Genomic DNA, 12246 nt, shown 5'->3' on the forward strand with positions numbered 1-12246 from the left:
TTTCAAGCGGGCTGATCGAAGTCGCCGCCGCCCTTCACCTGGGACTCGTAGATCTCCTGGTAAATAGAGTCGGTTTTGAGCAGGGCTTCGTGGGTGTCAAAGGCGTGGATGCGGCCGTTATCCAGCACCAGAATGCGGTCTGCGTGCGCCACGCTGGAGATCCGCTGGGCGATGATGAGCTTGGTGGTGCCCGGGATGCTCTGGGCGAAGGCGGCCCGGATCTTGGCGTCGGTCGCGGTGTCCACAGCGGAGGTAGAGTCGTCCAGAATGAGGACCTTCGGCTCTTTCAGCAGGGCGCGGGCGATGCACAGACGCTGCCTCTGGCCCCCGGAGAGGTTAGAGCCGCCCCGTTCCACCCGGGTCTCGTAGCCTTCGGGGAAGCGGGAAATGAACTCATCGGCGCAGGCCGCCTGGCAGGCTGCCCGGCACTGTTCTTCCGTGGCGTTGGGGTTGCCCCAGCGGAGGTTTTCCAGAATGGTGCCGGAGAAGAGGGTGTTCTTTTGCAGCACCACGGAGACCTGGTTGCGCAGAACTTCGGTGTCGTAGTGTCTCACGTCCACGCCGCCCACGGTGACCGAACCTTCGGTGACGTCGTACAGGCGGCAGATCAGGTTCACAAGGCTGCTCTTTCCGGCGCCGGTGCCGCCGATGATGCCGATGGTCTCGCCGGAGCGGATGTGTAGGTCGATGTCGGACAGGGCGTTCTTGTCGGAGCTCTTCTGATAGGAGAAGGTCACGTGGTTGAAGTCGATGCTGCCGTCAGGGACCTGGGTGACAGGATGCTGGGGAGCGGTCAGGTCCGGGGTCTCCCGGAGCACTTCGCTGATCCGGCGCACGCTGGCCGTGGACATGCTGATCATGACCACCACCATGGAGAGCATCATGAGGTTCATAAACAGGGACATCACATAGCTGAAGAGGTTGGTGAGATCGCCGGAGGTGAGGGTGCCGCCCACGATGAACTGGGCGCCCAGCCAGGAGATGGAGATGATGCAGAAGTAAACGGCGATCATCATGGCAGGGCTGTTCAGGGCCAGCAGGCCCTCGGCTTTGACGGCGAGGCGGTAGAGGGTATGGGCGGCCCGGGAGAATTTTTCGTTTTCGTAGTCCTCCCGGACAAAGGCCTTGACCACCCGAATGGCGGAGACATTCTCCTGGACGCTGGCGTTGAGGTCATCGTACGTTCGGAACACCCGATGAAAGACCTTTATGGTCGTCCCCATGATGATCCCCAGGACCACAGCCAGAAAGATCACGGCCAGGAGGAAGAGCAGGCTCATTTTGGGGCTGATGGTCAGGCACATGATAAAGCTGAACACCAGGGTGAGGGGGGAGCGGACCGCCACACGAATGGTCATCATGAAGGCGTTCTGCACGTTGGTGATGTCGGTGGTCATCCGGGTGACCAGACCCGGGACGCTGAACTTGTCGATATTGGAGAAGGAGAAGGTTTGGACGTTGTGGAAGATCCCCTCTCTCAGGTTGGCGGCAAAGCCGGCGGAGGCGCTGGCGGCGAACTTTCCGGCCAGCGCGCCGAAAGCCAGGCTGAGGAAGGCCATGGCCACCATCAGGATGCCGTAGCGGGTGACGGCGGAGAGATTTCCGGCCTCCAGACCACGGTCGATGATGATGGCGGTGATGAAGGGCAGCAGGATCTCCATCACCACCTCCAGGGCCGTGAGGCCAATGCAGAGGAAGGTATCCCGCTTGTACTGTTTCAATTGATGCAAAAGGGTTTTCACAGGGTTCATGCCTCCTTATGGGTTTGCGGTTCCGGGGGAGCGAGGTTTGCCGGCAGCTCCAGCTGGATGGAGAGCCTTCGGTTGTCCCGCACCATTTTGTCCCGGTTTGGACTCATAGCAGTCACCTCACGTTTGTTTGGAGCAAAACTGTTTAGTTCCGTACAATAAGGGTTATAACACAAAGAGGCTTGTCTGTGAAATTCAAATCTGTTATATTCTATAAAAGAAATTTATTGTTTTTTGTTATTGTACAAAAGAATGAAAATCGAACTGCGGGGGATTTGTTTGAATACCACACAACTGGAATGTTTCTTGGAAGTATCCAACAGCTTAAATTTTTCCCGGGCAGCGGAGCGCCTGCGGATCACCCAGCCCGCCGTGAGCCATCAGATCCAGACCCTGGAAGATGAGCTGGGGGTGAAACTCTTTCACCGCACCAGCAAGCGGGTGCGGCTGACCCAGGAAGGGCACGCCTTTCTCTCGTATGCCGCAGACATCCTGCGGCTGTCGGGTCTGTCCAAGGCGCGGATGCGGGCGTACCGCCAGTTTCTGCCGGTGCGGTTTGGCATCGGCTGCCGGAACGTTGCCGAACTGCGCCTTCTGAAACCGGCGCTGGAGCAGCTGCGGAAGGAAAAACCGGAGGTCCATCCCGATCTGAGCTTCATTCCTTTTGACTCCCTGGAAAATCTGCTGGAGGAAGGAGAGGTACAGATGATGTTCTCCTTTCAGGAAGCAGCGCCCAGGAAAGCCAGGTACCGGGAGCTGGTGATCTGTCCGGCCATGTGCATGTGCAGCCCCTCTCATCCGCTGGCAAAGGAGGAGCGGATCACCCTGCGGCAGCTCAAGGAGGCAGGGGGCATTGCGGCCTGCCGTCCGCCCATCTGCCCGCCCTCTCTCTTTGCCCTGCAAGGGGAGATCCTGGCCGCCTGCGGGCCGGAAAACGTGTTCTTCTGTGACAGCCAGGCGGTGCGGGATACCCTGGTGTCGGCGGGGTATGCTTTTGCCCTGGTGGCTCAGGTGCCGGGCACCGGGCTGTCGGGGATGCGGTATATCCCTGTGCCGGAGATCCCTGCCCTCTCCTTTGGTGCGGTGCATCTGCCGGGGGAGCGCAGCCCCATTCTGCGCAGCCTTTTGCAGAGCCTCCAGGCGCAGTTTTCCCGGGGGGATGGACAGGAGCTGTGAACCCTCAACGGCGCCGAAGGAAATGCCGTTCAAAGCAATTGGGGAAAAAAGAGGGTTTCAGTTGACCGGGGAAGAGGAGTATGATATCCTGCCGCTAACAGATTTGACACGCCGTATCCGCCGGCTGCGGCGGCGGGAGGAGACAGGGAGGCATCCATATGAACGTCATCGAAGTATCCCACCTCACCCGGGACTATGGAAAAGGACGAGGGGTCTTTGACCTGACCTTTTCTGTGGGGCAAGGGGAGGTCTTTGGATTTCTGGGTCCCAATGGGGCGGGGAAAACCACCACTATTCGACATCTCATGGGCTTTCTGCGTCCGCAGGCGGGGCGCTGCTCCATGAACGGGAAGGACTGCTGGCAGGACAGCGCGGCCATTCAGCGGGATCTGGGCTACATCCCCGGCGAACTGGCCTTCTTTGAGGAGATGACCGGAGGGGAATTCCTGAAGTTTCTGGAGCGGTATCGCGGTCCGGGCAGCGGCGTCCGGAAGGAGGAACTGCTGGCCCGCTTTGCGCTGGACACCCGGGGAAAGATCAAGCGCATGAGCAAGGGCATGAAACAGAAGCTGGGAATCGTGGCGGCGTTCATGCATGACCCGACTGTTCTGATTTTGGACGAGCCCACCAGCGGACTGGATCCCTTGATGCAGAATGCGTTCATTTCCATCATCCACGAGGAGCGGGAGCGGGGCAAGACCATTTTACTGTCCAGCCATATGTTTGAGGAAGTGGAGCGGACCTGCCAGAGGGTGGGGATCATTCGCCAGGGCCGTCTGGTGGCCCTGGAAACCATCCAGGCCTTGCGGGAAAAACACATGCGGGCCTATCAGGTGACCCTGCCCGACCCGGAGACGGCGGAAGCCTTTGCCCGGGACTTTCAGGGCAGCCGGAGCGTGGAAAATCCCTGCCAGGTGGAAGTCCGTGCCATGCAGACCCTGCAGGAGCGTTTTTTGGATTACTACGGAGGTGAGGTGGAATGATGAGCGGTGTGTTATACCGGCGGGAGATGAAAAACAGCGGGAAACTCCTGGTGATTTTTGCTGCCATCCTCACGCTGTACATCTCCATGATCATCCCCATGTTTGACCCGGAGATGGCCGGGCTGCTGCGGCAGTTTGAGCAGGCCATGCCGGAGGTGATGGCAGCGGTGGGGATGACCGGAAGCGGAAGCACGCTCCTTGGCTTTATGACCTCGTACCTGTACGGGATGCTTCTGCTGGTGTTTCCCATGGTGTTTGGGATCCTCCGGGCCAACGGCCTGGTGGCCAAGTATGTGGACCGGGGCAGCATGGCCTTTCTGGTGACGGCAGGGGTACCCCGCCGCAAAGTGGCTGCGACCCAGGCAGCGGTTCTCGTCTCCGGTATTGTGCTTCTGCTGGCCTACTGCACGGCGCTGGAACTGGGCGTAGCCCAGGCTTCCTTCCCGGGCGAACTGGCGTGGGGAGAGCTGCTGCGGGTCAACCTGGGTCTGCTGGGCTTACAGCTGTGCCTGGGGGGATTCTGCTTTCTGTGCTCCTGCTGCTTCCAGGAGACCCGGTACAGTTTGGCGGTGGGTGCGGGGATCCCGGTCCTGATGTATGTGATGCAGATGGTGGCGAACATGGGGGACAAGGGCGAGGTTTTGAAATATGCCTCCGTGTTTACGCTGTTCCGGCCGGAAGAGTTGGCCAGCGGAGAGGGACAGGCCATCGCGGGAACGGTGGTGCTGTACGGTTTGGCGCTGGTGTTCTTTGCGGCAGCCGTCAGAGTATTTGTGCGAAAAGACCTTCCTGTGTAACGGACGAGTTTGGACGGCTGTTTTCCCTGTTTGCGGTGGAAAACAGCCGTCCTTTATGGTATCATGAAGCCAAATTCCACAGGATGTTCCAGTAGAAAAAAGGAGGGGTTGGACGATGGGATCCGTACAGACTGCCCTGATAGCGCAGCATTTTTCCTTCTCATCCAGTGATGGGGTTCACGGGGTCCACGCCTGCCGGTGGCTGCCGGAGGGGCCGCCCAGAGGGGTGGTCCAGCTGGTGCACGGCATCGCAGAGCATATTGGACGATACGACGACTTTGCCCGCTTTCTGGCGGAGCAGGGCTTTGCGGTGTATGGCCATGACCATCTGGGCCACGGACGCACTGCGTCCGGCCCGGAAGAGTATGGCGTTTCGGCAAAGCGTGGATGGGACTGGATGGTCCAGGATGTGCGGACCTTACGGGAGACCGCAGGGGCTGAATTCCCCGGGGTGCCTTATTTCCTTTTGGGCCACTCTATGGGGTCCTTCCTGGCACGGACCTACCTGATTCGCTGGCCGGGCACAGTGGATGGCTGTATCCTTTCGGGTACCGGGCAGGAGAGCGGTTCCCTGGTGGCGCTGGGGAAGGGGCTGTCCTCCCTGGTTGCCGGGGTGAGAGGGGCCGGTGCTCGGAGTAAGCTTGTGACTTTCCTCTCTCTGGGGGCTTATAACCGGCAGTTCCGCCCCAACCGCACTGCCAACGATTGGCTCAGTACGGACCCCGCAGTGGTGGATGCCTATGAGGCGGACCCTTTTTGCGGGTTTTTCCCCACCGTAGGGCTGTTCCGTGCAATGATGGGGGGCTTACAGGAGATCGGCAGCCCCAGGAACCTGGCCCGGATGGACCGGGAGATTCCCGTGTTGTTCTTTTCCGGGGAGCAGGACCCGGTGGGTGGCTGCGGAAAGGGTGTGCGCAAGGTGGCAGACCTGTTCCGGGGCGCCGGCGTCCAGGATATTTCTGTTATCCTCTACCCCGGCGGCCGTCATGAGATGCTCAATGGCCAGGGCCGGGAACGGGTGTTCCGGGACGTGGCAGACTGGCTCCAGGAAAAGCTGAAATGATAAAAACAAAAAACGGGCCTGGGAGCTGCGATCAGCAGCCCTCAGGCCCGTTTTGTTAGTTACACGGGGACAGCGGGGCGGGAACGAAGGGAACGGAGCCAGGTAAGCAGGTGGTCTAAACAGAACGCCAGTAAGAGAGAGACCACGGCCACGCACAGATAAAGAAGGACCATGCCCTGCATACCCTGGGCGAAAAAGAGGTTGCGGCGGAAGAAATTCAGCACCATCACATGGGAGAAATAGGTGGTGAGGGAGTGGTCCGCCAGAAATCGCACCACAGGCAGGGCGAAGGGGAGGGGGCGGAGGACCTGCCACGCGCTCAGACAGCCCAGAAGAATCAGGGGAACGTAGAGGGTGAGGTCAGGCTTCACGGCGATGATGAACCCGGTGGTGAAACTGACCTTTGCAAAGAGCAAAGCCAGCAGGAGCACCACAGGCAGAACCAGCCAGCGCCAGTGGCGGGCAAAGGCAGACAGCTGGTCCAGACGCTCTCCTGTGAGCAGCGCCCCAAGGACAAAATAAAAGCCCCAGGCAGGAAACAGCATCCAGAGATAGGGATGCAGGCTGGGGAAGGGGAGAGAAACCTGCCGGTCCAGAAGGAAGTAAAGCTCCTGGGTGGCGAAGGTAAGGGCGAAGGCGACCAGCAGCACAGCCCCGGGGGCTCGTTGGAGCCACTTTTTCAGCAAGGGGTAGAGCAGGTAGCACTGGAAAATCACGGGGATAAAGTAGAGGTGGGAGGCCGCCTGGCCCAGCAACAAGGTGCGCAGGAGCGCCAGAATTCCGTGGGGAGACAGGTCCAGAGGCCGCAGGGTATTGGTCAGTGGGTTATAGAAGTAGTAGAGAAGGCACCAGATCAGGTACGGGGGCAGCAGTTTGGCCAGACGTTTACGGTAGAAGGTGCCGGGAGAATACTGGGATGTACTGAGCCCCAGGGAGGCCCCGGAAAGCAGAACAAACAGAGGAACAGCAAATTGGGACATCTGGTTGAGCAGGAAAGCCAGGTTCATTCCTCCGAGGGCTATGTGGCTTTCCGCATAGATGTAGCTGCTGGTGACATGGATCATGATGACGGCAAACATGGCCGTGACACGGGCAAAGTCCAGATCACTTTCGGTTTGATGGGGGAACGCAGTACCACCATGGTAGCGCAAACGAAAGGGATATGCAACGCTTTTTCTGGAATAATGGGGAAAAACGGAGGAGAGAAGATCCTCTCTTGAGGGGAGGAAAGGGATATGATAGGATAGGAAAAAACCGGAGAGGAGGGGTTACCCATGAAAAAGAGCCTGCGGACCGTCACCGACGGGGAGGGAAGGCTAAGCTATTGGCTGGAAGAGAAACCGGTCAAAAACTGGAACCTTCGGGTTCGGCGGGACGGCACCGTGGTGGTTTCCGCCAGCCCCTTGTCGGACCCGAAAAAGATCGACGCATTTGTGGTCCGGAAGGGAGCGCTTATCCGGAAGGCTCAGCGGGAGATCCAGGAGGAAGCTCGGAAGCTTCCCCCACCCAGAACCTACACCGACGGAGAACCCTTCTGGTTATTAGGCCGCCAGTTGACGCTGCGGGTAGAAGAGAGCCGGGAGGAAGGGGTCCAAGTGGAGGGCGCCTTTCTTTGCCTGCGGGTGCAAGACCCGGGGGACCGGGACAGGAAGGAAGCCCTTCTGGGGAAGTACTGGAAGGAGACCTGCCAGCAGGTGTTTGGAGAGATCATGGAGGAATGTTATCCTCCGTTTGCGGCGATGGGCGTGGCCCGGCCCCGCCTGCGGGTGCGCTCCATGAAAACCCGGTGGGGGTCCTGCGTGCCCGGCCGGGGAAGCATCACCCTGAATACGCAGCTGCTGGAAGCACCCCGATCCTGCATTGTGTACGTGGCGATCCACGAGTACTGCCATTTGATCCACCCCAACCACTCCAAGGACTTCTACCACCTGTTGGGACAGAGAATGCCAAACTGGAAAGAGGAGAAGGAACGGCTCAATACCAGGAGCTGGATGGAACATCCCCGTGGGTAACGCGCAGTCAGCGCTTTCCCACGGGGATGGTTTCAGTAGCAGGGAGGGGGAGATACCGTTGGTCTACGCACCGACGGAACAGGCAGACAAAGCCGTATCCGAAGGCGGCCCCCAACAGGTTGTTGAGCACTCTTAGGATGACTGCGCCCTGCACGCCGTAGATGCTGACGGCCAGGAGGAGGGCGCCGAAACAGTTGCAGATGGTTTTGGTGCGGTAGTGGGTGGAGAGTCCCAGAAGGAGTCCCCCAGCAGGGCCCAACAGGGAGCGAAGGGAAGGGGCCGTGAGCAGATAGAAGAGGGAGAACAGGAGAGAGCCTGCCACAGCCCCCTGGATCCTGAACTGGAAGCGCTGCTTTGCGTCTTCGCTGGTGGGATAGATGGACAGCAAAGAGGCGCAGGCGAACCCGGCCCACATAAACCGCTGAACAGAGAGGAGCTGGCAGAGGACCAGCAGAAGGCTGGAACCCAGCGCCAGGCGAAGCTGCCACCGGCTCACCGGGGAGGACAGGGAAAAAGAGGTAAGAACCTGACGGAAGGTGCGGGTTTTGTGCTTTCCGGCGTGCTTGAAAAAGAACACCGCACCGCACAGAAGGAAGCCTGCCAGGGTGAGCAGGCAGCGCTGGGCCAGGGCGGAGCCGGAGACCGGGTTTCCGGTCAGGAACATGTAGGCAAAGCCGTAGAGGCCGCCGTTTCCCATCTCCGGGACCTGGGCGGTCATCAGCAGAATGGAAAAGAAGGCGGCGAAATGGAGGAGTCCTGCGGGGATAGGAGGAAGAGAAGCGGCCAGAACCGGGACGAAGAGGAGCAGGAGCAGGGTAAGCCCCAGGTTCCGGAGGGCGTCCTGGATGCGATAGCCGAAGTCAACAAAGCGGACGCTGAGCAGGATGCAAAACAGCACCACCCCCATTGGTGTGTTTTCCGAGCCAAAGAGGGCGGAGATGGGGGAGAGAAGGGCGATGGCGAAGGCAACGATCAGAAACGAGCGGAAGACCAGGGCAAACTGAAGGCGCCGCCGCTCTTTTCCGGCGGGCTTTTCCTGGATCTTGGCCTTTAACAGCATGGGATCATATTGCAGGGCATCATAGAAACGCAAGAAGAAGGGACCTCCTTTGGGTTATGGAAATGGGGGGATGTCAGCGTTGATGTTGGCGCGGCGGATGAGTTGGAAAAGAGAGTCGAAAGCCTCCCCTCCCATGCGGCGGCGCAGGGTGTAAAAGGATTGAAGCAGGGCCCCATAATCAGTTTCCAGGGCTTTTCGTCCGGCCTCTGTGAGGGTGAGCGTATAGCTTCTCTCGTCTTTGGGGTGCTTTTCCTTTTTGACGTATCCCTTTTCGTGGAGCTGTTTTAAACAGCGGCTCACCGCTTCTTTCTTCATGCCGCTGCGGCGGCTAAGGGCCAGAGGGGTGTTTTCCTGGGGCTCCAGGAAGAGGCGGGAGAGCAGTTCCCGCTGGCTGGTGGTGAGCGACTGGTTTTGGGCTTGCGCCAGCATGGTTCTGGCGAAGTGATGGAGTTCTTGCTGATAGGAGAGCATTAAGAGCCAATCCACTTCTGACATGCGGTTTCCTTCCCTCTAAAAAGTTAACGATGTTAATTATATGAGGAGATGATCTTCTTGTCAACAGAAAGATGAGAAGGGCAAGAAAAAAGAAACACCTTGGAATGAATTCATTCCAAGGTGTTTATGGTTGCGGAGACAGGACTTGAACCTGCGACCTCCGGGTTATGAGCCCGACGAGCTACCAACTGCTCTACTCCGCGATATGGTGCCGGAGACCGGGGTCGAACCGGCACGGGATTTCTCCCATGGGATTTTAAGTCCCAGGCGTCTGCCAATTCCGCCACTCCGGCATTTCCAGCGGTCACACTCCTTAGTGCTCAATTACTATACCATGAATGGGAGGGGATGTCAATGGTTTTTTTGAAAAATATTTCAGAAGGGCGGGGGGCTTTACTTTTTTTGGTTTTCTGTTATAATAGTACTGTTCCATATATTGGCCTGTAGCTCAGCTGGGTGCGCAAGCGGTACAGTTTTAGCTTAAGAGTTGTGAACCTCGCGGCTTCCGTGAGGTTCACAACCTAAAATATGGGGACGTAGCTCAGTGGGAGAGCGTTCGGTTCGCATCCGAGAGGTCGTGGGTTCGACCCCCATCGTCTCCACCATCGTCGGGACAATCCATTTTAGGATGGGTTGTCCCGATTTTCTATGCCGAACAGGATCGAAGGGGCTGTAATGTGCTGGGCTGCCCGTCCTGTATGCAGCAGTTTTGGAACGCAGTAAAGGTGACGTTGAAATCAATCTCAATGTTGTAATCACGTCCAACCCTGACGGCCTTGATGAGCTGAGAGACGATCATCTTTTTTGCTTCAAAGGAGCAGCTATCATAAAGATCAGCCCAACTAAGTAAACGGTCGTATTCTTTGCGGAGACTATCTGCGGATTCCAATAATGCGGTATATTCTTTTTCTGCCACAGATACTGATTCTTTGAGTTGCAGGATAGCTCCTTCTGTTTCCGAAACCAGAGAGTTCAGCAAGTCGATATTCAGAGTGCTTTGTCCCCGAATCACTTTCAAGGTTTCGCGCTTGTAATCTTCAAGCTCCTTCTCTTTCTCCGAAAGTCCCTCTCTCGCTTGCTCGAACTTGATCCGCGCCAGCTCGATTTCTTTTTTATGCTGGTCTGCAAGAATTTCAGATTCTTTTGCTGCTGTGATCTGAGCGAATTTCATACGGATCGCCTTATCTACAATTCCGTCCAGCTTCGTAATCCCATAACCGGACTGCCCGTCGCATTCGCCAGGATGCCGGACATTATAGTGGCATTGATAGCGGATTCTCGGCTCATATTTCACCGTACCGTCCTCCCGCACGACCCGCTTGCCGCTTGTTGTTAGTGTCAAGCGATTTCCGCAGTGTGCGCAATAAATGTTGCCAACAAGCAAGGATTTCCCTTTGCTGTTTAATGGAACCTCGCTGCGCGGCTGCGTCCTCTGCCTCATGATCTCCTGAGCTCGTGAGAAAGTTGCTGCATCTATGATCTTCAGTTCGTCAATGTACTCTGACTGGCTCTCTCCATTTTTTAGGATGCCAGTATATATAACGTTCTTAATGATGCGGTTTAAGCTGGTGTTTGGGAAGTTTCTCCCATCCCTATGTTTGATACCTTGTTCGTGTAAATACCGGCTGATACGAAGCGCGCCGTATCCTTCTGTGACATATTTCTGAAAGATGAGCCTGACAATTTCAGCTTCGTCCTCATCAATCTCCAAATCCAGAACAGTACGGTTTCTCTTGTTTACACGGCCTTTATCGACTGCACGGTAGCCAAAAGGCACCGTCCCTCCGGTATAGTGGCCCTCCTCTGTGAGCTGGCCCAGACGGGTCTTTGTGCGGATCGAGGTTTTCAGGCTTTCCCCGGAGGCTTGCCAATAGCGTATGTAGTTCATCAACTTATCGACGTGAGAATCGAATCGCTGCTGACCCTCCATCGCGCTCCATACTTCAATGCCGTTTCTGACGAACCACTCAACAACAAAGGGAGTTTCATCGTCACGGCGTCCAAGGCGGTCAAACATGAAAACCAGCAGGATGTCGAATTTTCCAAGAGCCGCTTCGCGCTGTATTTCCTGAATGGCATCACGATCTTTTGCCGATACCTTAAAGCCGGAAACACCCTTCTCAGAGAACTCACGAACGATTGTCCAGCCTTGCCTCGCAGCAAATTCCCGGCAATACTGTTTCTGCATGGGAATGTCGTCTTTCTCAACCTGACCAAGTGAAGATACCCTGTATAGGGCATACACACGGTCATGAAGAATGTTGGTGTTTATTATTTCCATATACATACCTCTTTTCTTGTCGTTGATTGTCTGAAAGATGATGTATATGGCTCGCTTTTTCTGCCATATTCATTTGTCAAGGTGCAAGTACATCATCATTATCACATGGTGCGACTGCTTATGCAAACATGTCGCAGATCTATTTAGGCAAGGCAGGTGCAAGCAAAATACCCCTAATCGTATCAAGAATACTGTTTGAGTGGTTATCTGGCGCTTCGGAGAGGAAGTTCAGTTTGACGCTGCAATCATCAATGGTGAGATGCTGTGAGTGTTTCTCTGCATCCTCATTCTCAGGTTTCGGGATTGGAATAATAGAACTTCTCATTATCGTGTATCTCCTTAAAGCTGAACAGCCGCACCATGAAGCGCCGTCATATTGCTATATGATGCTCTGATGCGGCTGCCAGCATGTTTTAGTAGGGTGGATTTACTTCTTGCCGTATTTATCACATCCCCCGGCATGAGGCGTGATAACGCCCCAGGGACCGTTATAAGCCGCCTTTGGCAAGGCTGTCCCAATACCGCACTGCCGTTGCTTGTAAGGCTGACGAACAGCACCGTATTCCCCCTCAAGTCAGTGGGAGGCCGTAGCTGGAGTTGCGTTCGCCCGTGCTGTCATCGCGCCTGATGT

The 12246-nt window shown here is 56.7% G+C and carries 10 protein-coding genes and 3 tRNA genes; 6 read left to right on the forward strand and 7 right to left on the reverse strand.

Features of this window, described 5'->3' with window-relative positions:
* Positions 1 to 2: 2 nt before the first annotated feature.
* Positions 3 to 1751, reverse strand: a complete 1749-nt coding sequence (locus SOR61_RS02950) for an ABC transporter ATP-binding protein (protein WP_320611206.1) — start codon at positions 1749 to 1751, stop codon at positions 3 to 5.
* A gap of 276 nt (positions 1752 to 2027) precedes the next feature.
* Here SOR61_RS02950 and SOR61_RS02955 point away from each other — a divergent pair, with 276 nt between their 5' ends.
* The 4 genes from SOR61_RS02955 (at position 2028) to SOR61_RS02970 (ending at position 5767) form a co-directional block, all read left to right on the forward strand.
* The gene (locus SOR61_RS02955) at positions 2028 to 2924 is read left to right on the forward strand and encodes a LysR family transcriptional regulator (RefSeq protein ID WP_320611207.1); all 897 of its coding nucleotides are present in this window, start codon (positions 2028 to 2030) and stop codon (positions 2922 to 2924) included.
* A gap of 158 nt (positions 2925 to 3082) precedes the next feature.
* Complete coding sequence (locus tag SOR61_RS02960; protein WP_320611208.1) at positions 3083 to 3907, forward strand: ABC transporter ATP-binding protein; 825 nt, start codon at positions 3083 to 3085, stop codon at positions 3905 to 3907.
* Complete coding sequence (locus tag SOR61_RS02965; protein ID WP_320611209.1) at positions 3907 to 4704, forward strand: ABC transporter permease subunit; 798 nt, start codon at positions 3907 to 3909, stop codon at positions 4702 to 4704. Before SOR61_RS02960 ends, SOR61_RS02965 begins: the two co-directional genes overlap by 1 nt.
* A gap of 115 nt (positions 4705 to 4819) precedes the next feature.
* The gene (locus tag SOR61_RS02970) at positions 4820 to 5767 is read left to right on the forward strand and encodes an alpha/beta hydrolase (protein ID WP_320611210.1); all 948 of its coding nucleotides are present in this window, start codon (positions 4820 to 4822) and stop codon (positions 5765 to 5767) included.
* A 59-nt stretch (positions 5768 to 5826) separates the two neighbouring features.
* Here the strand turns inward: SOR61_RS02970 and SOR61_RS02975 are convergent, their stop codons facing one another.
* Positions 5827 to 6918, reverse strand: coding sequence for an acyltransferase (locus SOR61_RS02975; RefSeq protein ID WP_320611211.1), 1092 nt, complete (start codon positions 6916 to 6918; stop codon positions 5827 to 5829).
* 123 nt (positions 6919 to 7041) lie between these two features.
* On the opposite strand from SOR61_RS02975, the gene SOR61_RS02980 reads away from it, so the two are divergent.
* Positions 7042 to 7779 (forward strand): SprT family zinc-dependent metalloprotease, encoded by a 738-nt coding sequence (locus tag SOR61_RS02980; protein ID WP_320611212.1) that lies wholly within the window; start codon positions 7042 to 7044, stop codon positions 7777 to 7779.
* Positions 7780 to 7786: 7 nt separating this feature from the next.
* Here SOR61_RS02980 and SOR61_RS02985 read toward each other — a convergent pair whose 3' ends face one another.
* The 4 genes from SOR61_RS02985 to SOR61_RS03000 all read right to left on the reverse strand — a co-directional run bounded on the left by SOR61_RS02985 (position 7787) and on the right by SOR61_RS03000 (position 9627).
* A complete protein-coding gene (locus SOR61_RS02985) occupies positions 7787 to 8872 on the reverse strand; it encodes an FUSC family protein (protein ID WP_320611213.1) in 1086 nt (361 codons plus the stop codon).
* A gap of 21 nt (positions 8873 to 8893) precedes the next feature.
* Positions 8894 to 9334 carry a MarR family transcriptional regulator gene (locus SOR61_RS02990; RefSeq protein WP_320611214.1) on the reverse strand — a complete coding sequence of 147 codons (441 nt, stop codon included), beginning with the start codon at positions 9332 to 9334 and terminating at the stop codon, positions 8894 to 8896.
* Between the two features lie 127 nt (positions 9335 to 9461).
* Positions 9462 to 9537, reverse strand: a tRNA-Met gene (locus SOR61_RS02995).
* A gap of 3 nt (positions 9538 to 9540) precedes the next feature.
* Positions 9541 to 9627, reverse strand: a tRNA-Leu gene (locus SOR61_RS03000).
* A gap of 237 nt (positions 9628 to 9864) precedes the next feature.
* Between SOR61_RS03000 and SOR61_RS03005 the strand changes: the two genes are divergently transcribed.
* Positions 9865 to 9939 (forward strand) — tRNA-Ala (locus SOR61_RS03005).
* Positions 9940 to 9980: 41 nt separating this feature from the next.
* Here the strand turns inward: SOR61_RS03005 and SOR61_RS03010 are convergent.
* A complete protein-coding gene (locus SOR61_RS03010; RefSeq protein WP_320611215.1) occupies positions 9981 to 11615 on the reverse strand; it encodes a recombinase family protein in 1635 nt (544 codons plus the stop codon).
* Positions 11616 to 12246 lie beyond the last annotated feature (631 nt).

This window comes from Evtepia sp. (assembly GCF_034090835.1).
Taxonomy (GTDB): Bacteria; Bacillota; Clostridia; order Oscillospirales; family Oscillospiraceae; genus Evtepia.